The sequence below is a fragment of the Pantoea sp. BJ2 genome (assembly GCF_040255075.1).
GTDB lineage: Bacteria > Pseudomonadota > Gammaproteobacteria > Enterobacterales > Enterobacteriaceae > Pantoea > Pantoea leporis.
Window position 1 is genome coordinate 2,688,468 of record NZ_CP158292.1, and the last position, 23,076, is coordinate 2,711,543.

At 47.1% G+C, this 23,076-nt stretch carries 24 protein-coding genes and 1 other annotated feature; of the genes, 14 read left to right on the plus strand and 10 right to left on the minus strand.

Going from position 1 to position 23,076, the window contains the following annotated elements:
- The first annotated feature begins 27 nt into the window (after positions 1-27).
- The 12 genes from hisL to AAF463_RS12580 all read left to right on the plus strand — a co-directional run bounded on the left by hisL (position 28) and on the right by AAF463_RS12580 (position 9,926).
- On the plus strand, positions 28-75 hold the full coding sequence (hisL, locus tag AAF463_RS12525; RefSeq protein ID WP_100396937.1) for a his operon leader peptide: 48 nt from the start codon (positions 28-30) through the stop codon (positions 73-75).
- Positions 51-172, plus strand: a sequence feature (His leader region). It overlaps the preceding gene by 25 nt.
- A gap of 53 nt (positions 173-225) precedes the next feature.
- Positions 226-1,125 (plus strand): ATP phosphoribosyltransferase, encoded by a 900-nt coding sequence (gene hisG, locus AAF463_RS12530; RefSeq protein ID WP_008104821.1) that lies wholly within the window; start codon positions 226-228, stop codon positions 1,123-1,125.
- A gap of 4 nt (positions 1,126-1,129) precedes the next feature.
- The gene (hisD, locus tag AAF463_RS12535; protein ID WP_350260878.1) at positions 1,130-2,437 is read left to right on the plus strand and encodes a histidinol dehydrogenase; all 1,308 of its coding nucleotides are present in this window, start codon (positions 1,130-1,132) and stop codon (positions 2,435-2,437) included.
- Entirely contained in the window at positions 2,434-3,510 is a 1,077-nt protein-coding gene (gene hisC, locus AAF463_RS12540) for a histidinol-phosphate transaminase (RefSeq protein WP_350260879.1), read from the plus strand. The genes hisD and hisC overlap by 4 nt, the downstream gene beginning before the upstream one ends.
- On the plus strand, positions 3,507-4,574 hold the full coding sequence (gene hisB, locus AAF463_RS12545) for a bifunctional histidinol-phosphatase/imidazoleglycerol-phosphate dehydratase HisB (RefSeq protein WP_137386098.1): 1,068 nt from the start codon (positions 3,507-3,509) through the stop codon (positions 4,572-4,574). The genes hisC and hisB overlap by 4 nt, the downstream gene beginning before the upstream one ends.
- Positions 4,574-5,164, plus strand: a complete 591-nt coding sequence (gene hisH, locus AAF463_RS12550) for an imidazole glycerol phosphate synthase subunit HisH (protein ID WP_101763389.1) — start codon at positions 4,574-4,576, stop codon at positions 5,162-5,164. Before hisB ends, hisH begins: the two co-directional genes overlap by 1 nt.
- Entirely contained in the window at positions 5,164-5,901 is a 738-nt protein-coding gene (gene hisA, locus AAF463_RS12555; protein WP_101763388.1) for a 1-(5-phosphoribosyl)-5-[(5-phosphoribosylamino)methylideneamino]imidazole-4-carboxamide isomerase, read from the plus strand. Before hisH ends, hisA begins: the two co-directional genes overlap by 1 nt.
- The gene (gene hisF, locus AAF463_RS12560; protein ID WP_137386100.1) at positions 5,883-6,659 is read left to right on the plus strand and encodes an imidazole glycerol phosphate synthase subunit HisF; all 777 of its coding nucleotides are present in this window, start codon (positions 5,883-5,885) and stop codon (positions 6,657-6,659) included. Before hisA ends, hisF begins: the two co-directional genes overlap by 19 nt.
- Positions 6,653-7,264, plus strand: coding sequence for a bifunctional phosphoribosyl-AMP cyclohydrolase/phosphoribosyl-ATP diphosphatase HisIE (hisIE, locus tag AAF463_RS12565; protein WP_101763386.1), 612 nt, complete (start codon positions 6,653-6,655; stop codon positions 7,262-7,264). Before hisF ends, hisIE begins: the two co-directional genes overlap by 7 nt.
- A 93-nt stretch (positions 7,265-7,357) precedes the next feature.
- Complete coding sequence (locus tag AAF463_RS12570; RefSeq protein ID WP_350260880.1) at positions 7,358-7,834, plus strand: YbaK/prolyl-tRNA synthetase associated domain-containing protein; 477 nt, start codon at positions 7,358-7,360, stop codon at positions 7,832-7,834.
- Positions 7,835-7,900: 66 nt separating this feature from the next.
- Entirely contained in the window at positions 7,901-8,698 is a 798-nt protein-coding gene (locus AAF463_RS12575) for an ABC transporter substrate-binding protein (RefSeq protein WP_350260881.1), read from the plus strand.
- A 112-nt stretch (positions 8,699-8,810) separates the two neighbouring features.
- Positions 8,811-9,926 (plus strand): succinylglutamate desuccinylase/aspartoacylase family protein, encoded by a 1,116-nt coding sequence (locus AAF463_RS12580; protein ID WP_350260882.1) that lies wholly within the window; start codon positions 8,811-8,813, stop codon positions 9,924-9,926.
- Positions 9,927-10,011: 85 nt separating this feature from the next.
- Here the strand turns inward: AAF463_RS12580 and AAF463_RS12585 are convergent, their stop codons facing one another.
- Positions 10,012-11,157: a class I SAM-dependent methyltransferase gene (locus AAF463_RS12585; protein WP_350260883.1), complete on the minus strand. Its 1,146-nt coding sequence runs from the start codon at positions 11,155-11,157 to the stop codon at positions 10,012-10,014.
- 280 nt (positions 11,158-11,437) lie between these two features.
- Here AAF463_RS12585 and AAF463_RS12590 point away from each other — a divergent pair, with 280 nt between their 5' ends.
- Entirely contained in the window at positions 11,438-12,676 is a 1,239-nt protein-coding gene (locus AAF463_RS12590; protein ID WP_192411537.1) for a glycosyltransferase, read from the plus strand.
- Complete coding sequence (locus AAF463_RS12595) at positions 12,673-13,782, plus strand: hypothetical protein (RefSeq protein WP_350260884.1); 1,110 nt, start codon at positions 12,673-12,675, stop codon at positions 13,780-13,782. Before AAF463_RS12590 ends, AAF463_RS12595 begins: the two co-directional genes overlap by 4 nt.
- 36 nt (positions 13,783-13,818) lie before the next feature.
- On the opposite strand, the gene gndA is transcribed toward AAF463_RS12595, so the two are convergent.
- From gndA to rfbB, 9 genes are all read right to left on the minus strand, one after another.
- The gene (gene gndA, locus AAF463_RS12600; protein ID WP_101763381.1) at positions 13,819-15,228 is read right to left on the minus strand and encodes an NADP-dependent phosphogluconate dehydrogenase; all 1,410 of its coding nucleotides are present in this window, start codon (positions 15,226-15,228) and stop codon (positions 13,819-13,821) included.
- 130 nt (positions 15,229-15,358) lie between these two features.
- Positions 15,359-16,132, minus strand: coding sequence for an ABC transporter ATP-binding protein (locus AAF463_RS12605; RefSeq protein WP_101763380.1), 774 nt, complete (start codon positions 16,130-16,132; stop codon positions 15,359-15,361).
- A 4-nt stretch (positions 16,133-16,136) separates the two neighbouring features.
- Positions 16,137-16,937: an ABC transporter permease gene (locus AAF463_RS12610; protein WP_101763379.1), complete on the minus strand. Its 801-nt coding sequence runs from the start codon at positions 16,935-16,937 to the stop codon at positions 16,137-16,139.
- Positions 16,937-18,232 (minus strand): rhamnan synthesis F family protein, encoded by a 1,296-nt coding sequence (locus AAF463_RS12615; protein ID WP_110866656.1) that lies wholly within the window; start codon positions 18,230-18,232, stop codon positions 16,937-16,939. The genes AAF463_RS12610 and AAF463_RS12615 overlap by 1 nt, the downstream gene beginning before the upstream one ends.
- 17 nt (positions 18,233-18,249) lie before the next feature.
- Positions 18,250-19,155 carry a glycosyltransferase family 2 protein gene (locus tag AAF463_RS12620; RefSeq protein ID WP_158238611.1) on the minus strand — a complete coding sequence of 302 codons (906 nt, stop codon included), beginning with the start codon at positions 19,153-19,155 and terminating at the stop codon, positions 18,250-18,252.
- Positions 19,156-19,240: 85 nt separating this feature from the next.
- Positions 19,241-19,789, minus strand: coding sequence for a dTDP-4-dehydrorhamnose 3,5-epimerase (rfbC, locus tag AAF463_RS12625; RefSeq protein ID WP_192411534.1), 549 nt, complete (start codon positions 19,787-19,789; stop codon positions 19,241-19,243).
- Positions 19,789-20,670, minus strand: a complete 882-nt coding sequence (gene rfbA / locus AAF463_RS12630) for a glucose-1-phosphate thymidylyltransferase RfbA (RefSeq protein WP_101763425.1) — start codon at positions 20,668-20,670, stop codon at positions 19,789-19,791. The genes rfbC and rfbA overlap by 1 nt, the downstream gene beginning before the upstream one ends.
- A gap of 39 nt (positions 20,671-20,709) precedes the next feature.
- Complete coding sequence (rfbD, locus tag AAF463_RS12635) at positions 20,710-21,597, minus strand: dTDP-4-dehydrorhamnose reductase (protein ID WP_350260885.1); 888 nt, start codon at positions 21,595-21,597, stop codon at positions 20,710-20,712.
- Entirely contained in the window at positions 21,597-22,676 is a 1,080-nt protein-coding gene (gene rfbB / locus AAF463_RS12640) for a dTDP-glucose 4,6-dehydratase (RefSeq protein WP_350260886.1), read from the minus strand. The genes rfbD and rfbB overlap by 1 nt, the downstream gene beginning before the upstream one ends.
- Positions 22,677-23,076 lie beyond the last annotated feature (400 nt).

Genomic DNA, 23,076 nt, shown 5'->3' on the forward strand with positions numbered 1-23,076 from the left:
AATACTCATTCAGCAACGGAATTTACTATGACACGCGTTCAGTTCAACCACCATCATCACCATCACCCTGACTAGTCTTTCAGGCGATGTGTGCTGGGAGACGATTAGGATCTTCCAGTGGTGCGAACGCAAAGAGAGCCCCCGGAAGATCATCTTCCGGGGGTTTTTTTATGGGCGAACGCCAACCAATACGTTCAGACAGGATTGAATAAGAGGACAGGAACCATGTTAGATAACACCCGTATTCGCATAGCTATGCAGAAATCTGGCCGTTTAAGTGATGAATCACGCGAACTGCTGGCACGCTGCGGTATCAAAATTAACCTTCAGCAGCAGCGTCTGATTGCGTTTGCGGAGAACATGCCGATCGACATCCTGCGTGTGCGCGATGACGATATCCCTGGCCTGGTAATGGATGGCGTGGTCGATCTCGGTATCGTCGGTGAAAACGTGCTGGAAGAGGAGCTGCTGAATCGCCGTGCTCAGGGCGAAGATCCGCGTTACTTCACGCTGCGTCGTCTGGATTTCGGCGGTTGTCGCCTGTCGCTGGCGATGCCGGTTGATGAAGAGTACACCGGCCCGCAATGCCTGAATAACGCCCGCATCGCCACCTCTTATCCACACCTGCTGAAGAAATACCTCGATAAACAAGGCGTCGCCTTTAAATCCTGCCTGCTGAACGGATCGGTTGAAGTCGCACCACGCGCGGGTTTGGCCGATGCGATTTGTGACCTGGTTTCAACCGGCGCCACGCTGGAAGCCAACGGCCTGCGCGAAGTGGAAGTGATCTACCGCTCTAAAGCGGTGCTGATTCAGCGCGATGGCGAACTGCCTGCCGCCAAGCAAGAGCTGGTCGACAAAATGATGACGCGTATTCAGGGCGTAATTAAAGCGCGTGAATCCAAGTACATCATGCTGCACGCGCCAAGCGAGCGCCTGGATGAGGTGATTGCGTTGCTGCCGGGTGCTGAGCGTCCAACCGTGCTGCCGCTGGCCGGCGATGTGAGCCGCGTGGCGATGCACATGGTGAGCAGCGAAACGCTGTTCTGGGAAACCATGGAAAAGCTGAAGTCGCTGGGTGCCAGCTCGATCCTCGTGCTGCCAATTGAAAAAATGTTGGAGTAATACCATGAGCACGCTGATGACACCCATTGATTGGCAGCAATGTAGCGCAGAGCAGCAGCAAGCGCTGCTGATGCGTCCGGCGATTTCGGCTTCAGAAACTATCAGCCAGATCGTGCGCGACGTGTTAGTGCAAGTGAAAGAGAGCGGCGATGCGGCGCTGCGTGTATTTAGCGCGCGCTTCGATAAAGCGCAGGTGGATAACCTGCGCGTCAGCGCCGAAGAGATGCAAGCGGCCAGCGATCGTCTGAGCGACACACTGAAGCAGGCGATGGCCGTGGCCGTGAGTAATATCGAGACTTTCCACAACGCGCAGATTCTGGCGGAAGTGGATGTGGAAACTCAGCCTGGCGTGCGCTGCCAGCAGATTACCCGTCCGGTGAAATCGGTGGGTTTGTACATTCCTGGCGGTTCCGCCCCGCTGTTCTCAACCGTATTGATGCTGGCGACACCGGCACGCATCGCCGGTTGCGGTCGCGTGGTGCTGTGCTCGCCGCCGCCGATTGCCGATGAAATTCTTTACGCAGCCCAGCTGTGTGGCGTGAAAGAGGTGTTTCAGGTGGGCGGTTCACAAGCCATCGCCGCCCTTGCCTTCGGCACCGAAACCGTGCCGAAAGTGGACAAGATTTTTGGCCCAGGCAACGCGTACGTCACCGAAGCCAAACGTCAGGTTAGCCAGCGTTTAGATGGCGCGGCAATTGATATGCCGGCCGGTCCATCGGAAGTGCTGGTGATCGCCGATGAAGGCGCCACGCCCGCATTCGTGGCATCTGATTTGCTGTCGCAGGCGGAACACGGCCCGGATTCGCAGGTGATTCTGCTGACGCCATCGCTGCAACTGGCCGAAGGCGTGGCGCAAGCGGTTGAAGAGCAACTGGCGCAGCTGCCACGTGCGGCTACCGCGCGTCAGGCATTAGCGAGCAGCCGCCTGATTGTGCTGCGCGATTTGGAGCAGTGCATTGAGATCTCCAACCTGTACGGCCCGGAACACCTGATCATTCAGACGCGTCAGCCGCGCGATCTGGTCGAAAGCATCACCAGCGCCGGTTCGGTATTCCTTGGCGACTGGTCCCCGGAATCCGCGGGCGATTATGCGTCCGGCACTAACCACGTGCTGCCGACCTACGGCTACACCGCGACCTGTTCCAGCCTTGGCCTGGCCGATTTCCAGAAGCGTATGACGGTGCAAGAGCTGACGCCGCAAGGCTTCCTCAATCTTGCCGCGACGATTGAAACGCTGGCCGCCGCCGAGCAGTTGGAAGCCCACAAAAATGCCGTTACCCTGCGTGTTGCCGCGCTGAAGGAGCAAGCATGAGCCTTAATATTGAAGAGTTAGCGCGCGCCAACGTGCGAGCGCTGACGCCGTATCAATCGGCGCGTCGTCTGGGTGGTAACGGTGATGTGTGGCTGAATGCCAACGAATTCCCGCTGCCGGTGCCGTTTGAGCTGTCGCAGCAGACGCTGAACCGCTATCCGGAATGCCAGCCAAAGATTGTCATTGAGCGCTACGCCGCTTACGCCGGTTTGACGCCGGAGCAGGTTGTGGTCAGCCGCGGTGCGGATGAAGGTATCGAACTGCTGATGCGCGCGTTTTGCGAGCCGGGCAAAGATGCGATTCTGTTCTGCCCGCCAACCTACGGCATGTACAGCGTCAGCGCCGAAACCATCGGCATTGAATACCGCACCGTGGCGGCACTTGATGACTGGCAGCTGAACTTGCCGGCGATTGCCGACCAGCTCGACGGCGTGAAAGTCGTCTATATGTGCAGCCCGAACAATCCGACCGGCAACCTGATCAATCAGGATGACATCCGCGCGCTGCTGGCGATGACCGCCGGTAAAGCGCTGGTGGTGGCCGATGAAGCCTATATCGAGTTCTGCCCGGACGCGACGCTGGCGGGCTGGCTGCAGGAATATCCGCACTTAGTGATTCTGCGCACGCTGTCCAAAGCCTTTGCGCTGGCCGGTTTGCGCTGCGGCTTCACTCTGGCGAACAAGCCGGTGATCGATCTGCTGATGAAGGTGATTGCGCCCTATCCGCTGGCGACGCCGGTAGCGGATGTGGCGGGACAAGCGCTGAGCGAGCAAGGCATCGCGCTCATGCGTCAACACGTTGCCGAGCTGAACGCCAATCGTGCCTGGCTGTTTGAGCAGTTGCCGCAGATTAGCGTGGTGCAGCAGGTGTTCCCGAGTGAAACCAACTACATTCTGGCGCGCTTCACTGATTCGCCAAAAGTGTTTAAAACGCTGTGGGATCAAGGCATTATTCTGCGCGACCAAAACAAAAACCCCGGCCTTGCGGGATGCCTGCGCATCTCCATCGGCACCCGTGAAGAGTGCGAGCGGCTGATCGCCGCGCTGCAAGCCTTATCAGTGGAGCAAGCATGAGTCAGAAGATCCTTTTTATCGACCGCGACGGCACCATCATCTCTGAGCCACCCACTGATTATCAGGTGGATCGCATGGAGAAACTGGCGTTTGAGAAGAACGCCATTCCGGCGCTGCTGGCGTTGCAGGCAGCGGGCTATCAGCTGGTGATGATCACCAATCAGGATGGCCTCGGCACCGACAGCTTCCCGCAGGCCGATTTTGACGGCCCGCACAACCTGATGATGCAGATTCTCCGCTCACAAGGCGTGAATTTCAGCGACATCCTGATCTGCCCGCATATGCCGGAAGATAACTGCGATTGCCGCAAGCCGAAGACCAAAATGGTGGAAGCCTGGCTGGCCGCCGGTGCGCTCGATACCGCCAACAGCTACGTGATTGGCGATCGTCTCACCGATATTCAGCTGGCGCAGAACATGGGCATTCAGGGCCTGCGTTACGGCGCGGAAGGCGAAGATTGGGATGCGATTCAGGCGCGCCTGACCAAACGCGATCGTTACGCGCTGGTGCAACGCAACACCAAAGAGACGCAGATCAAAGTCGAAGTGTGGCTGGATCGTGAAGGCGGCAGCAAAATTAACACCGGCGTCGGCTTCTTCGATCACATGCTGGACCAGATTGCGGTGCACGGCGGCTTCCGCATGAACATTGATGTGAAAGGCGATCTCTACATCGACGATCACCACACCGTGGAAGATACCGGTCTGGCGCTCGGCGAAGCGCTGCTGAAAGCGCTGGGCGACAAACGTGGCATCGGCCGTTTCGGCTTTGTGCTGCCAATGGATGAGTGCCTGGCGCGCTGCGCGCTGGATATCTCCGGCCGTCCGCACATCGAATTCAAAGCCGAGTTCAGCTACCAGCGCGTGGGCGATCTCAGCACCGAGATGGTCGAGCACTTCTTCAGCTCGCTATCCTACGCGATGATGAGCACGCTGCACCTGAAAACCAAAGGCCGCAACGATCACCATCGTGTGGAAAGCCTGTTCAAAGCCTTTGGCCGCACGCTGCGCCAGGCGATTCGCGTGGAAGGCAACACCTTGCCGAGCTCGAAAGGAGTGCTGTGATGAACGTGGTGATCCTCGATACCGGCTGCGCCAACCTGTCTTCGGTGAAGTGGGCGATTGAGCGCCTCGGCTACACGCCGCAGGTGAGCCGCGACCCGGATGTGGTGCTGCATGCCGACAAGCTGCTGCTGCCCGGCGTGGGCACCGCGCAGGCGGCGATGAATCAGCTGCAGGAGCGCGATCTCATCGACTTAATCAAAGCCTGTACTCAGCCGGTGCTCGGTATTTGCCTCGGCATGCAGCTGCTCGGTCGCGGTAGCGATGAGAATGGCGGCGTCACCACGCTCGGCCTGGTTGATGAGCCCGTCACGCTGATGGACACGCAGGATTTACCGCTGCCGCACATGGGCTGGAACCAGATCACCGCTAAAGCCGGCCATCATCTGTTCCGCGACATTCCCGATGGCAGCTACTTCTACTTCGTGCACAGCTACGCCATGCCGGTGAATGCCGCCACTATCGCCCAGTGCGATTACGGCTATCCGTTCACCGCTGCCCTGCAGAAAGATAACTTCTTCGGCGTGCAGTTCCACCCGGAGCGTTCGGGCAAAGCCGGCGCGCAGCTGCTGAAAAATTTCCTGGAGATGTGATGATTATCCCCGCATTAGATTTAATCGACGGCAAAGTGGTGCGCCTGCATCAGGGCGATTACGGCCAGCAGCGCGATTACGGTAGCGATCCGCTGCCGCGCTTACAGGATTACCAACGCCAGGGCGCTGAAGTGCTGCATCTGGTGGATTTGACCGGCGCGAAAGATCCGGCCAAACGTCAGATTCCCCTGCTCACCACCTTACTGCGCGGCGTGACCGTGCCGGTACAGGTTGGCGGCGGCATCCGCCATCGCGATGATGTGGCGGCGCTGCTGGCAGCGGGCGCCACGCGCGTGGTGGTCGGTTCCACCGCGGTGAAGCAACCGGAAGAAGTGAAAAGCTGGTTTAACGAGTTTGGCGCCGACGCCATCGTGCTGGCATTAGATGTGCGCATTGATGCCAACAATCGCAAAGAAGTGGCGATCAGCGGCTGGCAGGAAGCGGCGGGCGTGACGCTGGAAGAGGTGATTGGCTGGTATCAACCGGTTGGCCTCAGGCATGTGTTGTGCACTGACATTTCGCGCGACGGCACGCTGAGCGGATCCAACGTCGCGCTGTATAAAGAAGTGTCTGCGGCCTTCCCCGACATCGCTTTTCAGTCTTCAGGCGGCATCGGTTCGCTGGATGACATCGCGGCGTTACGCGGCAGCGGCGCACAGGGCGTGATCGTTGGTCGCGCGTTACTGGAAGATAAATTCACGGTGGCGGAGGCAATCGCATGCTGGCAAAACGGATAATTCCTTGTCTCGATGTGCGTGACGGGCAAGTGGTGAAAGGCGTTCAGTTCCGCAACCACGAAATCATCGGCGACATCGTGCCGCTGGCGCAGCGTTATGCGCAGGAAGGTGCGGACGAGCTGGTGTTCTACGATATCACCGCCTCATCGGATGGCCGCGTCGTGGACAAAAGCTGGGTGTCGCGCGTAGCGGAAGTGATCGATATTCCTTTCTGCGTGGCGGGCGGCATTAAGAGCGAAGAAGACGCGGCGCGCATTCTGCAGTTTGGTGCCGACAAGATTTCCATCAACTCGCCGGCCTTAGCCGACCCGACGCTGATTACGCGTCTGGCCGATCGCTTTGGCGTGCAGTGCATCGTAGTGGGCATCGATACCTGGTTTGACGAAGCGAGCGGCAAATATCACGTCAATCAGTACACCGGCGACGAAGCGCGCACCAAAGTGACCACGTGGGAAACTCTGGATTGGGTGCAGGAAGTGCAGAAGCTGGGCGCGGGCGAAATCGTTCTCAACATGATGAATCAGGATGGCGTGCGTAACGGCTACGATCTGGTGCAGCTGAAGAAAGTGCGCGATGTCTGCAAAGTGCCGCTGATCGCCTCCGGCGGCGCAGGCACTATGCCGCACTTCCTCGACGCCTTTGAGCAGGCGAACGTCGATGGTGCGCTGGCAGCTTCGGTGTTTCACAAACAAATTATCAATATCGGCGAGTTGAAAAACTTCCTGATCGACAACGGTGTGGAGATTCGCGCGTGTTAACTGCAGAACAACTGGCCAGGCTGGATTGGGTCAAAACCGCGGGCATGATGCCCGTTATCGTCCAGCACAACGTTTCCGGCGAAGTGCTGATGCACGGTTATATGAATGAAGAAGCGCTGCAAAAAACCCTCAGCGAGGGCAACGTCACCTTCTTCTCTCGCACCAAAAACCGTTTATGGACCAAAGGCGAAACCTCGGGCCACTTCCTGCAAGTGGCGAGCATTACGCCGGATTGCGACAACGATACCTTGCTGGTGCTGGCCAATCCGATTGGCCCAACATGCCATCTCGGCACTTCCAGCTGCTTCTCACCGGCTGCGCCAGACTGGACGTTCCTCTATCAGCTCGAGCAGCTGCTGGCTTCGCGCAAAAGCGCCGACCCTGAGAGTTCGTACACTGCGAAGCTTTATGCCAGCGGCACCAAGCGTATCGCGCAGAAAGTGGGTGAAGAAGGCGTGGAAACGGCGTTGGCGGCAACGGTTAACGATCGTCACGAGTTGACCAATGAAGCTTCGGATCTGCTTTATCACCTGATGGTGCTGTTGCAAGATCAGGAGCTGGATTTGAGCACCATCATCAATAATCTGCGCGCGCGTCATAAATAGCAGATTGTGCAACATGCTGCTCAAAATTGGCTTTTCTGGCTAGTTTTGAGCAGCTTACTGCTCAAAACCCACGTTTAGATAATGGAAAACACCATGACCACACATGAAAAATTGATCGCCCTGCTTGACCAACATCAGGCGCGCTATCGCGTGATGGAGCATGAAGCGACCGGCAAGTGCGAAGCGGTGGCAGCGATTCGTGGTACGCAAGTGGGTCAAGGTGCGAAGGCGCTGGTGTGTCATGTGAAAGGCAACGGCATCAAGCAACATGTGCTGGCGGTGCTGCCTGCCGATCAGCAAGCGGATCTCAGCAAGGTTGCTGCAGCGGTTGGCGGTCGCCGTGCTTCGCTGGCCTCGCCTGCGGAAGTAGATACGCTGACCGGCTGCGTATTTGGGGCTATTCCGCCGTTTAGCTTCCATCCTGATTTACAGCTGGTGGTCGATCCGCTGCTGTTTGAACGCTATGACGAAATCGCCTTCAATGCCGGATTGCTGGAGCAATCGGTAGTGCTCAACATTGCAGATTACCAGGTACTGCATAATGGTAACGTGATGAAAATAATCCTCTAATTGCCTTGCCAGGCCCTGAGCGGTACTCTTTCTGACTCAACATCACATCAAAAGAAGACCGATATTATGGCAAGTTCTCGTTTAACCGCCCGCCTGCGTCACACGCTGGCGCTGGCTGTGCTGGCAGGTTGCGCGTTTGGTGCGCAGGCAAAAATTGATCAGGTGCGTTTCGCAGTGGATCCTACCTATCCTCCTTTCGAATCAAAAACGCCGCAGGGCAAACTGGTCGGTTTTGATATCGATCTCGGTAATGCGCTGTGCCAGCAGATGCAGGCCAAATGCGTGTGGGTGGAGAGCCAGTTCGATGGCATGATCCCGGCGCTTAAAGCGCGTAAGTTCGACGCCATCCTGTCGGATATGGGCATCACCGAAGAACGTCTGAAGCAGATTGATTTCACCGTGCCGCTGTACGACACCCATACGCAGCTGATTGCGCGTAAAGGTTCTGGCCTGCTGCCAACCGCTGAATCGCTGAAAGGCAAAACCGTGGGCGTTGAGCAGGGCACCGTGCAGGAGCGTTATGCGCTGGCAAAATGGCAGCCGCATGGCGTGCAGGTTGTACCTTATGGCGATCAGGCGCAGGTAGAAAGCGACCTGATTTCGGGTCGACTTGACGTGGTGTTTACTGATGCCGCTCAAGCCGCCAATGGCTTCCTGAAACATCCGCAGGGTAAAGATTTCGAATTAGCCGGCCCGATTGTGCAGGACCCAATTATCGGTCCGGGCACCGCGATTGGTCTGCGTAAAGGCGACACCGAACTGAAAACCGCACTGGATAACGCGTTTGCCGAACTGAAGAACAACGGCACTTTCGATAAAATTCAGAAACAGTACTTCGCGACTGACATCTCCATCCAGCAGTAATCTTTTGGGCGGCTTTTTTGCCGCCCTTTTTGCACTCAGCACTATAATTCCATCAGAAAATGCATCTGGCGTCGCTGAAAGCGTGCCATGAATAAAGGACATCGATAGCGTTATGCAACAACAACATCATCCTCTATTAAGCGCCTCGCTGGGCACGCAACGCGAAATTGTTAGCTTCCACTTCGGTACGGATTCACAGCAACGCGTTTACATTCAGGCTGCGCTGCATGGTGATGAGCTGCCGGGCATGGCAGTGGCGTGGTACTTGAAACAGAAACTGCTGGCGCTGGAATCTGCCGGACAACTCAAATCCAAAATCACATTGGTGCCGGTGGCGAATCCTTTAGCCATGGGACAGCATTGGCATGGTAGCCATTTGGGGCGTTTCCATACGTTATCAGGACAAGACTTTAACCGCCGCTTCCCGGAATTGGGTGAAGCCTTAGTTGAAGAACTCGCTGGCTCACTGACGCAAAGTGAATACGAAAACAAACGCCTGATCAGGGAAGCGATTGATCGCCATTATCGTGACCGCATTGCCCGCACCGAACTGGATGCCCAGCGCTTTACGCTGATGCGTATGGCGAGCCAGGCCGATTTGATGATTGATCTGCATTGTGACTGGGATGCGCTGCCACACCTCTACACCACGCCGCACGCATGGCCGGACATTGAACCGTTGGCGCGTTGGTTAGGCAGTGAAGTGCAGTTGCTGGCGCAGATATCTGGCGGTGAACCGTTTGATGAGGCTTGCTGTGAGCCGTGGCTAACATTGGCAGAGCGTTTTGGTGATGAGTATCCAATGCCGCGCGGCTTGCTGCCGGTGACGCTGGAACTGCGCGGTGTGGCGGATGTATCGCCTGAGATGGCGGAGAAAGATGCTGACGCGATTATCAATGCGCTGATTGAGGGCGGCTATATTGCCGGTGAAGTGGGTGAATCCCCTGCCCTTATTCATCCGGCGACGGCGCTGGCGGGATGTGAGTATATCCATGCGGCGCAATCTGGATTGGTGTTTTACCGACGTAATTTGGGCGAGTGGATTAAGGCTGGGGAAGTGGTGGCTGAGGTTGTTGACCCGATTACTGACCAGGTGATGCCGCTGGTGGCAGAGTTTGGTGGCGTGTTGTATGCGAGGAATTTGACCAAGTTTGTGACGGCGGGGATGTTGGTGGTGCGGTTAGCTGGGGAGAATGCTGGGAGACGGGGGGAGTTGTTGGTGGTGTAATTCTAGAACTAAATAGGGTTGAATATTTGGCCCAACAAGATAAGTGGGCCAACAAATTTTGTTCAATTTCAATAAAAACCAGTACTCAGTTACGTTTAAACTTTCTCATTAAAGCTCTTAGAGGCTGGGTAATCCTCCAGCTATTAGAGGTTAGTATTGCATGATTTTCTGTAGTAATATTTTTTAGCTTCACAGAAATACGAGCATTTTCTTCTAATAAGTTTTCGTAAGACAACTCTTTTTGACTAATCTCATTGAGCAAAGTTTTAATCTTAACATTTAATTCATGTTGAGAAAGTTCAATTTGTTGTTGCAAAGAAATATTAATATTTTCGTTATCAACTCCATTCGTAACTAACTTTGTCCATTCCATTTCAGGGAATGTATCAAGTTGGCTCCAGATGTTTTTCTCTTGTGGTATACAATTTATTTTTAAACCCTGCGAGTTTTTATTTCTTGAAAAAACATCCCACTCAGTTCCTGCGATATGACGAGAACCAAGAATGTTACTTTCTGATTTTTTCTTTTTTATTACACATAATGAATTCACAAAAGTAACTGAATGAATAGTTGAGTAGTCTACACTATCAATGGATTCACAATTATAAAAACGATAAAATGGAGATAAATAATCTTTCGCATCACGCTTAACACCCCAATGCTCCTGATTTGGAACATCTGCAAGTTTTTTTAAGAATGACATTGAAGAATAGGGATAATACAACCCACCTTCAAAGCTTTCCCAATAACTTGCATGAAGATCTTCAATGATATATATCCCATCATCAGCAATTAATGGAAAGTAAAGCAAGAAAGATTTTATTATATCCGAAGAAACATGTGAGCCATCATCAATGATCACATCAAATGCAGAGGAAATTGATAAAATTTTTTCTTTTATTTCAACTGTTGATGAGTTTCCTATTACCACTTCGATTGAAGGATTGTCATAATTTAATTTGGCACAATCAGGATTTATATCACAGCCAACCAGATGTTGAGCCGAAGAAAAGTATTTACTCCAAATTTCAAGCGAACCTCCGTTTTGTACGCCAATTTCTAAAAAACTTGACACATTAGAGCGCCGGTCAAAAAAAAGTTCATCATATACATCGAGATAAATATCCCATTTATCCGAAGATTTACCTTCATGCTGCTGGTACAGTTGCTTCAAATAGTTCATTTTATCAACTCGCAAAGTAACATTAAAACTATGATTGTTTATTAACACTAACTCTTTTACTAATTTATCATATACACATTTTAATATCGCTTGTTCAACACATCATAAACCTTGATATGAACGCTCCGAAGAAATATAATTTTACACTTACCAGGACATTAGCATAACATTCGAATTTGAAAAATCCCAAGCGTGATGATAACGGATGGCGACTTTATCCTCTTTTTTCAACCCATTGATAGATTGAACTCATATGAAATATTCGTCTGTTTTTAAACTACTTCGGAGTGACCCGGCTTCGAACTCACAATCACAGAATAGTACGCATGTGCCCTCACAAGACCAGTTCGCGGATTTTTTATCCAATCTTGCAAGGTCGCGTCCGGACTTATCAGATGCGTATATCAAAAGTCTTTTATTAGATGAAAAACAATATCTTTCATTCTATCAAGATATAAAAAACTCCGGATTGTCGGGGACTTATCATTACTATACATATGGATACAAAGAAGGGCGCGAATTTTTTGAACCTAATTTTCGTGCTATAAAAAAATCAGAACGCTTTGAATCTGGACAATCAATAATTTTCTTTGACACTGTTAAGACAAATGCTTCTTTTCTTTATCGCGGATACTTCCCAGAAGTGCGAAAAAATTCTTCGGTAATCATCCATCAGGACACGAGTTTTCTGGACTCCGTTAAAGAGATTTTTACAGCAAAAGAGATGGTATTCATCCGCCCCAGTAATGGTAGCCGAAAAACAAAATACTTTATGCATCTTTGCCGTACTTTGAATGTAAAAATCATAATTGATGTGGATGATCTTTTACTTCCAGATTACTCGGAGTACAAAGGGGCTGTTCGCTCAGGTATTTCTGATTACCATCAAATACTTAAGGATATGACCAGAGACTCATCTATTTTATTAGGCGCAGACCAGATGGTATGTTCAACTAAAACCATCGCCAATTTACATTCTGATTTGATTGAGAACATCACAATCTCTAAAAACAAATTACCTCGAGAGTATTTTCTTCCCAGAGAGAGTTTAGGCAAAAAAATTATTAGTAGAAAAGTCCGGGTGTTGTATTTATCAGGATCAAAAACTCACTTAAAGGACTATAGTACAATCAGTGGCCCCCTGATGAAACTGGCGCAAGATTATCCTAATAAGTTTTGTTTGAGTTTCTTAGGTATGGTTAGCGACCAAACGTCTATATTTTCACATCTCGGTGTAGAGTGTAATTTTTTACCATTAGTTAATTTTAATGAAATGCTTTCTGAAATTAATAAACATGACATCGTTTTAGTCCCGTTAGAAAAAACAGTTTTTAATGATGCTAAATCAAATATCAAGTTTATAGAAGCCGCATCTCAGGGTGTTGCTGTTATTGCATCTTCCGTTGCAGAATACGTTGATTGTATTAAAAATAACGAAAATGGTTGGATATGCTCCACTGAGGATGAATGGTATGCAACTCTTTCTTATTTATTTGATAATCCGGAAGCTATTACTAACGCTTCGCTTAAAGCATATGACTCAGCAATTGCAGGTTACAGTTTATGAATAATTTCACTATCAAAGGTATCTTTACTTCTGCTGGAAATAATAGGAATTATAGTCACATTATCTACTTGCCATTTAATAGGTCTCACTTTGAACTTGCCTTAATTGTTGCAGAGCAAAGTCGTTATGAAAGTTACATATATTCCGAAAACTTTGAATTAATTGCAAGAGAGTATTTAACATTAAACCCAGAAAGTAAAATAAAATTCATACTTGACAAAGATTCTGTTGCTGGACTTTTACCAAATATGGATAAGGCAGTGGTTTTCTTGGGCTATGTAGTTCCATTCATTCCTATTACAATTAATGAAATTGTCTCTGCTTGTTTGAAGGTGAAATTACCTATATACGAAATCCCACATGGCATGTTCCAGACAGGAATAAACTTAGCTGATGACTCAAAACTAATAAGTACACGTTCACATTACTTTGGTTTTGGTGGTATGTTGCCATCAATTTCTGATAAAAAGCTACAGTGGTTTGGCGATCAGGGATTTGGATATCCAAGAACAATAAAAAAAGGATCTTACAAAACAAGGCAGTTACCAAAATTCACTTTAATCACGTCTAATACTAATTGGTATCTATATTCACCTTCAGATAAAAGGGCTTTTTATGCTGAAATATTTAATTATGCTAAAAATAACCCTGCGGAAGTTTTTATTTGGTGTGTTCACCCTGCAGAACTATCTGAACATGCATTCAGTTCAAATGCGTTAGATTACAGACCTAAAAATATATATTTATATGGAATGGATAAAGATATTTATTTCGGTGGAATAGAAGGTTCTGATGATTTAATACCATACTGTGAGTATGGTATTTCTACAGTCACAACGTGTTTATTAGATTACGAAATACATAACAAAAGAGTTAATCTATTTAGATGTGATGGTGTAAATGAACTAATTAAAGTCATTGCTGAAAAACATACATTCTCAGTATCATCAGAAATAACACCTAACGCTTGTTTTTTCAGAACGGGCTTCCTCAAGGAATTTAACCCTGAAATCTATGATCATCTCCTTTCAGAAGAAATTATTATTGCAGACAACTCGAAACATAATTATCTGTCATCATTTTTGATACAGCCAATGTCAGTTTAAAAAAAAGCCTCTTAAAGAGGCTTTTTTTTCTATAGTTTAATCCAACCACTCAGTGTGGAATACGCCATCTTTATCAATGCGCTTATAAGTATGCGCACCGAAATAATCACGCTGAGCCTGAATCAGATTTGCCGGCAGAACTTCTGAACGATAGCTATCGTAGTAAGCAATAGCAGCTGAGAAGGTCGGCGTTGGAATACCGTTCTGAATGGCGTAAGACACTACATCACGCAGCGCCTGCTGGTACTCATCTGCAATGTTCTTGAAATAAGGATCCAGCAGCAGGTTAGCAATGTTAGCGTCCTGTGCGTATGCATCAGTAATCTTCTGCAGGAATTGCGCACGAATAATGCATCCGGCACGGAAAATCTTCGCAATTTCACCGTATTGCAGATCCCAGTTATTCTCTTCCGACGCAGCGCGCAACTGTGAGAAGCCCTGAGCATAGGAAACGATCTTGCCCAGATAAAGAGCGCGACGGACTTTCTCGACGAACTCAGCCTTATCGCCAGTAAATTCTTTAACCTGAGGGCCGCTCAGCACTTTAGAAGCTGCAACACGTTGGGTCTTCAGAGAAGAAAGATAGCGTGCAAATACTGACTCAGTGATCAGTGAGAGCGGCTCGCCGAGATCCAGTGAGCTCTGGCTAGTCCACTTACCGGTGCCTTTGTTAGCGGCTTCATCCAGAATCACATCAACCAGGTATTTACCGTCTTCATCTTTCTTAGTGAAGATATCTTTGGTGATGTCGATTAAGTAGCTGCTTAACTCACCGTTGTTCCAGTCAGTAAAGGTTTTTGCCAGCTCTTCATTGTCGAGGCCTAACGCGCCTTTCAACAGTGCATAAGCTTCAGCAATCAGCTGCATATCACCGTATTCGATGCCGTTATGCACCATTTTTACATAGTGACCAGCACCGTTTGGACCGATGTAAGCAACACAAGCTTCGCCATCTTCCGCACGAGCAGCAATCTTATCTAAAATTGGTGCAACCAATTCATATGCTTCTTTCTGGCCGCCAGGCATGATGGAAGGCCCTTTCAGTGCGCCCTCTTCACCACCGGAAACACCGGTACCAATGAAATTGAAGCCCTGATCAGAAAGTTCTTTGTTACGGCGGACAGTATCTTTATAGAAGGTGTTACCACCATCAATCAAGATGTCGCCCTTGTCCAAATGCGGGGTCAAAGAAGCAATCGTTTTATCTGTAGCTTCACCAGCCTGTACCATCAAAAGGATACGACGTGGTTTTTCCAGCGATTCAACAAACTCTTCAACGGTGTAAAAAGGTGCCAGTTTCTTGCCTTGGTTCTCAGCGATGACTTCATCCGTCTTTTCGCGTGAACGGTTGAAAATAGAGACTGTGTAGCCGCGGCTCTCAATGTTAAGAGCCAAGTTACGGCCCATAACTGCCATACCGACAACACCGATTTGTTGCTTGGACATTATCTACTCCTGTCTGAAGTTACCGTCACAAACACAAGTTTGTGATTGAAGTGGCAAATATGTTAACTCATCTATCACCAATAAAGGTAGTGAATGGTGCGATGATAAAACACACAAGAAATGTGGATGATTATGTATTGGTTAACAAATCACCTTTTTTGATATTTGACTTGAAATATAACGGCAACACTTCCTCTGGAGTACCGTCCATTTTTACCGTGCCGTGCTCGAGCCAAAGAATTCTTGTACAGGTTTTTCTTAACAATTCGTTACTATGGCTTGCAAGAATCAATATCTTCGTTGCATTAATAATATTGGTTAATCGAGTTTCAGCTTTTTCTTTAAAGCCTTCGTCGCCTACAGATAGCCATTCATCCATAAGGAGGATTTCGGGAGTAAAAATAGTACTAACACTAAACCCTAAACGCATCTGCATACCAGACGAGTAAGTACGAACAGGCATGTCAATGAAGTCACCCAGATCGGTGAATTCAATGATCTCTTCAATTCGCGTATCGATTTCTTTTTTCCGCAATCCTAATAAGGCACCGCGAATATAGATATTTTCTCTTCCCGTAAATTCCTGATTGATCCCTAATGAAATAGAAATTAACGAACCAATGTCGCCTTCAATCTTAGCGCTGCCGCTGGTTGGATGATAGACTTTACTAAACATCCTTAGCAGCGTTGTTTTACCCGCACCATTATGACCAATTAGCCCGACTCGCTCGCCATCTTTGATTTCGAAGTTAAGATTATTAAGGGCCGAAACCACAACTTTACCATCGTGCTGACCAACCTTTCCACCGGTAGCAAAATTGATAAAGTTCTTTTTAATCGATCTTGCCTGGGCGTTGAATATTGGGAAATCAATACCCACGTTTTCAAATTTAATAATAGCCATTACATTACACCCAATAAGGAACGCGGTATTTATATTTGCTCGTCATCGCAATCGATAGAGCCAAACCGACTACTGCCATAACGCCAGCAATGATGTAACTGCTCATCATTGGGATCTCACCTAATAATGGACCTCTTACCAAGTCAATCAAATGATAAAGAGGGTTAAAGGTGAGTAATGCTGCGGCAGCACTGTGTGAGAGAAGTTTCGGCATCCAAATTACTGGGGTCAGATAGAAAATAACCTGCATAATACTTAACACAATTTGTGTCATATCACGGAAGCGCGCACAAATCATCGAAAGAATCATTAATGCCCAGGTTAAATTCAAAATCAGCAGGATAAAACCAGGTATCACTAGGAAAACAGTCCAGTCTACACTTTTCTGCACTGCAATCAGAACCAGAGGGAATATAACGATATTGTGCAGGAAGATGATGAAGTTTTTCCAAATTACACGCATCACGTGAACGTGTAATGGAACAGGTAACTGCTTAATAATCCCTTCTGAAGATATCAGGGCATCACAACCTTCTGAGATGGAGCTTTGGATAAAACTCCATGTTATCAAACCAAGAGTTAGATAGGGCAAAAACTCTTTGACATTGGTTTTGAAAAGATTACCAAAAACTAATCCCATGGTCGTGATCATAACTGCCATACTAATTGTGATCCAAAACGGCCCCATCTTGGACCGTTTGTATCGCATCTTAATGTCCTGACCACCCATCACTTTTACAACGTGAAAGTTTCTTAACGCAGAGGTGAAGTCATCCCACCCTACTGATTTTTGCTTATTCGACATTACAAAATTCCAAATTGGTACGCCAGACGATTTAATCCGACAAGGAACTTATCACCGCACAGACGAGCCAAGATAAGTGTCATAAACTCTTCCCTTTGAGATTCATCAAGCTGATCTCTTAACTTGATAATATCATTCATGCTACAAACGCAGCGGAACATCAAATCAAGCTTAATTATAGGTAAACCACAATTATGCAATGCGAGGCAATTAACGTGGATTTGCGACCCCATCGTAAATTCATCCAGATACAAAGATATCAATCTTTGTTTGAACTGGCTGTTTAGCAATGCTTCTTTGTGCGAGTAATTTCTGAAGAAATTCACTGCTTCTAAGTAATCAACCTTGCTTGAGCTTAGTGTTGAATATTCTTTATCAACAGAGTTGTATTCCACAACATTGTCACTTGCAAATACCAACTTTTCAGTTCTCTTATTAGAGAGAATGTATTTATTATAATAAGATGATAAGACTTCATCACTTGCGATTAAGCCGGTAATGGATTTATTTGTCCAGGCACTGACACCTTCACGACGATAGTAATAGTAATTCTCATAGAAAACCTCATCACTGCTAAGCTTTTTCTCCATGAACGAGACATTGAAAAGAGACTTGAAATTTTGCTCTGAATTAACCAGTGATTTAAGAAGCTTACTTAAACCGAACTCACCTCTTTTTATTACTAAAGGTCTAACGTTCGATGACTTATAGTTTAACCAAAAACTTTTGAATTTTTCATTCTTAGTTATTTTTCCTGCTACTGAAATACAGAATGAGCCAAGGTGATGAGAGTGCTGACTGTTTTCTGTAGCACCGATTACTTCAACGTTAGTATCAAATAAATTTTTAACAAATTCAGGCAAGCCTTTCTTTGAGAAAAACACACTGTCATTGATGATAAGTAACCGTTCACATTTTTCTTCAAAACCTGCATCGTAGAAATATTTCATCCCTGCTTTATAGCTGCCGAAATCACGCCCGTAATTATCACGCTCTATATAAACATCGGTTAACTCAGAAGGGTAATTTTGTTCTTCTAACCTTAAGGTATTAACGGCAATAACAAATACATTATTGCGCTTCGCTTCTTTTAACAGCTCAAGTGTATCATTTCTAAGCGATGATTTCTCATAGAGCGCAAGCAGCATAACCTTGCCACCCGTGAAGTCATTCTTGACTTTAATATTCGTATATTTTTTTGTCTTAATATCATCGCGAATTGATAGTACGCCATAATATAGATAAATTACAATTTTCAGGAAAAACCTGATAATCATAAAAATAATTCTTTTCATATTAACACCGTCGATGGTTAAACTAATTTCCTAAAGAGATTCATGATAAAGAAAGCACATGTTTCAATGAAGCTTTGTCTATAAAATCCACCCTTAATAAAGTTAGTAATTCGTTTCAAAAGACTTCCATTCAAAGCACTAAATCTTTCGTAATCACGTCTGTTGTCAGCCGGCATTCTGTCTTTCAAACACTCAAGCGCCATACAATTTTTCTCGCTCCAGCATTTAAATTCACCTGCAAACAAACGATTAAATCTTGTGAGCTTAGACAAAATACCCGTGTTGCTGCCCACTAAATTCTGCCCATGCTGGCGGTAGAGAATCTTTGGTTCCCGATCGTAGATTACTGTTCCATTCATTGCACTGCATATGATATACAAAATCCAGTCATGAGAAACAATCGGAAGGTTGGCAGGGAATGTCTCAAACACCGTTTTTAGTCCACGACTAAAAACCATCGTGTTGCCGCCCGCATAACTTTGCAAAAGTGCATTACTAAAAGTAAATTCTTTGAGAAAACAGGGTGAATAACCAATATTAACTTCGTCAGAATCAATTAGCTTTGTGCGGGAGCCATATAAAGCATAGTTGTCAGTAGAGAAATCATTTGTTGTTAACTGATTAATAGCCTCTTCCAGCTTATTGTTACACCAAATGTCATCCTGATCACAGAAGGCATAGAACGGCGAATCAATATCTTTTCTATTAAGCAGGTTGTAGAAATTCGCAGCAAATCCTTTACCTGGCCCCTGAAACAGGATAACTCTGCCTTCAGAAAATTCTTTGGCAAAGCGGGTAATGATTTCACAGGTGCTATCTGTTGAACCATCATCAGAAACAATGAGCGTCCAATTAGTATAAGTTTGAGAAGCAATGGAACGCAGTTGCTTTTCTAAATATTTTTCACCATTATAAGTACCCATCAGGATACTTATTTTTCCTTTATCGCTCATCATCATCAGCTATATAAAAAAAGGATGAGCTAATCCTCATCCTTAGTTTCGGGAATCAATCAAATGTCACTGCTTGTGCAAATGGCGTTCCGTCTTTATCTTTAGCAGAAAGCGCGGGGGTTTCATTTGCATCGATTGGCCAGGTGATATTGAGAACTGAATCGTTCCAAAGTAATGAATGTTCATTTTTAGGATTATAATAATCAGTACATTTATAAACAAATTCAGCACTTTCAGATGTAACATAAAAACCATGAGCAAAGCCTTCTGGAACCCACAGCTGACGCTTATTATCAGCTGACAGGTATACACCAACCCATTTTCCAAAAGTTGGTGAGGACTTTCTCATATCAACTGCGACATCATACACTTCACCAGAGACAACTCTGACGAGTTTACCTTGTGTATTTGTGGTTTGATAATGTAAACCACGCAAAATACCCTTTGAAGATTTTGAATGGTTATCCTGTACAAAGGTCCGTGGACACACCAGCTCTTCAAATTTCTTCTGTTGCCAGGTTTCCATAAAGAAACCTCTTTCATCACCAAAAACGGCTGGCTCAATGATTTTCACATCAGGAATATCAGTATCAATAATCTTCATTAGAGCTTTCCGTTATAGAGCGCCATCAGGTATTTGCCGTAATCATTTTTCAGCAGCGGTTGCGCCAGCTCTTTCAATTTTTCAGCATCAATAAAGCCCATACGGAACGCAATTTCTTCCGGGCATGCAACTTTAAGGCCCTGACGGGTTTCGATGGTTTGTATAAAGTTATTCGCTTCAATCAGGCTCTGGTGAGTCCCTGTATCTAACCAGGCGTGACCGCGCCCCATAATGGACACTGACAATTCACCCTTTTCTAAATACAAGTTATTAATATCAGTAATTTCTAACTCACCACGTGGTGAAGGCTTAAGATTTTTAGCCAATTCAACAACGCTATTGTCATAGAAATATAAGCCCGTTACCGCATAGCTACTTTTAGGTTCAGTAGGTTTTTCTACTAATGAAACAGCTTTCCCAGTTTCATCAAACTCAACAACACCATAACGTTCTGGATCGTGAACATGATAAGCAAATACTGTCGCACCACTTTTTTTACTTGAGGCTTCTTCGAGCTGCTTGTGTAAATCGTGGCCATAAAAAATGTTATCGCCCAGAATCAACGCGCAGTTATCGTTTCCGATGAACTCTTCACCCAAAATGAAAGCTTGCGCCAGACCGTCTGGGCTTTCTTGCACTTTGTACTGGATGTTTAAGCCCCATTGGGAACCGTCGCCAAGCAGGCTTTCAAAACGCGGCGTATCCTGCGGCGTGCTGATAATTAAAATGTCACGAATGCCCGCTAACATCAGAGTGCTGAGCGGATAGTAAATCATTGGCTTATCGTAAATTGGCAATAGCTGCTTACTGACGGCCATCGTCACTGGATAAAGGCGTGTTCCTGAACCGCCAGCAAGGATGATTCCTTTTTTACTATTCACAACGTTATCCTTTAATTTAGTATTCTGATTCAATACTGCTTAATTATAAAGTTCATCCAGCATACGTTTTACACCAACCTTCCATTCCGGAAGCGTTAATTCAAAAGCGCTGGTGAACTTGCTGGTATTGAGCCTTGAATTAGATGGGCGTTTTGCTGGCGTAGGTAAAGCTGCAGTTTCGACGGTGTTCACCGCTTTTACTTTCAGCTCTAGACCTTTTTCACGGACACAATTAATCACGAACTCGGCATAGGCGTGCCAGGTTGTCACGCCTGAAGCGATAAGATTATAAATGCCCGATTTTTCAGGATTAGCCAGAGTCGCTTTGATTGCATGCGCGGTACTGTCCGCAATCAATTCTGCGCCGGTTGGCGCACCGAATTGATCGTTGATGACAGATAGGGCTTCTCGTTCCTGCGCCAAACGAATCATCGTTTTAGCGAAGTTATTGCCTTTGGCGGCATAGACCCAACTGGTGCGCAAAATTAAATAGTGTGGTGCATCGGCGATGATCGCTTCTTCACCCTGACGCTTAGTCTTGCCATAAGCATTCAGTGGTGCAGTCGCATCGTCTTCGTTCCAGGGACGCTCGCCGCTGCCATCAAAAACATAATCCGTTGAGTAGTGAACCAGTAACGCCCCGACATCACGCGCCGCGCAGGCCAATGCTTTTACGCTGGTTGCGTTGATCAACTCAGCATTGTGCAAATCGCTTTCAGCTTTATCGACAGCCGTATAAGCCGCGGCATTCACAATCACGTTAGGCTTAATATCCCGTACCGTTTTTTCGATGCCGGTAGGATCAGTTAAATCGCCGCAGTAATCTGTTGAATGACGATCTAAAGCAATGATCTCACCCAACGGTGCCAAAGCACGCTGCAGTTCCCAACCAACCTGCCCATTTTTACCTAATAGCAAAATTTTCATTAGCTACGCTTCTCGTAGTTTTGCTCAATCCAGTTTTGATACGCCCCGCTTTTAACATGCTCAACCCACTGTTGGTTGTCGAGATACCACCGCACGGTTTTACGTAAGCCGGACTCAAAGCTTTCCTGCGGTTTCCATCCGAGATCGCGTTCAATTTTCGAAGCGTCAATCGCGTAGCGACGATCGTGGCCCGGACGATCTGCAACATAGGTAATTTGCTGAGCGTATGAAGTCTCTTTCGGACGCAGCTCATCCAGCAGTTCACATACCTTGTGCACCACTTCGAGATTTTGCTTCTCGTTATGGCCGCCGATGTTGTAAGTGGTGCCAGTTTTCGCCTGCGTCACTACGGTATAAAGCGCACGAGCATGATCTTCTACATACAGCCAATCGCGAATTTGGTCACCTTTACCATAAATTGGCAGCGGTTTTCCTTCCAGCGCATTGCTGATGATAAGCGGGATGAGTTTTTCCGGGAAATGATAAGGGCCGTAGTTGTTGGAACAGTTGGTCACAACGATCGGCAAGCCGTAGGTGCGGCCCCATGCGCGAACCAGATGGTCGCTTGCGGCTTTGGTAGAAGAGTACGGGCTGCTTGGTGCGTACGGGGTTTCTTCAGTGAACAATGGAAGCTCACCTGATGTTTCATCAGGATGAGGTAAGTCGCCATACACTTCATCTGTAGAGATATGGTGGAAACGAAAAGCCTGTTTTTTATCAGCGTCCAATGCAGCCCAATATTGGCGGCTTGCTTCCAGTAACGCATAGGTTCCGACGACATTCGTCTGAACGAATTCTGATGGTCCAGTAATAGAGCGATCAACATGGCTCTCTGCTGCCAGATGCATTACCGCATCAGGCTGAAATTCGTTGAATACGTTCAGTAAAGCTACACCATCACAAATATCAACTTTTCTGAAGTTATAACGCGCGTTTTGGCTTTCAGCTTTCAGTGATTCAAGGTTGCCAGCATAGGTCAATTTATCGACGTTAATCACTTCATCATTGGTATGGTTGATAATATGACGAACTACTGCCGAACCGATAAATCCTGCACCACCTGTAATTAAGATTTTCATAACGTCCCGTTTTTCCTGACTCGCTCAGTGAGGCTTATACCAATTGGAATTATTCTACTGTGTCATTCAGCCACGCTACCGCCCTTGGGTTGCAGCTCCCACATAGCTGATGTTTAAGGCAAAATTTAATTAAAAGCGCACCGGCTTTAATGCTGCTATCTTGCTGTTAACTCTATTCTTTATTACCGAAACCAATAAATAGGGTTTAACGGTAAGCAGCTAAGAATTCTACCACTCGTAAAGTTCAATGACGAACAAATTACAGATTTTACCGGGGTGTTAGTTTAAGTATTGACCGCTTTGGGTCGGAGGTGATGTTTGCTGAGTCAATAATTCAACTCAATCAGATTTTGATGAAAGCTTAGAAGTGATTTTCAGACGAGGTGTTAAAAATGCGGGC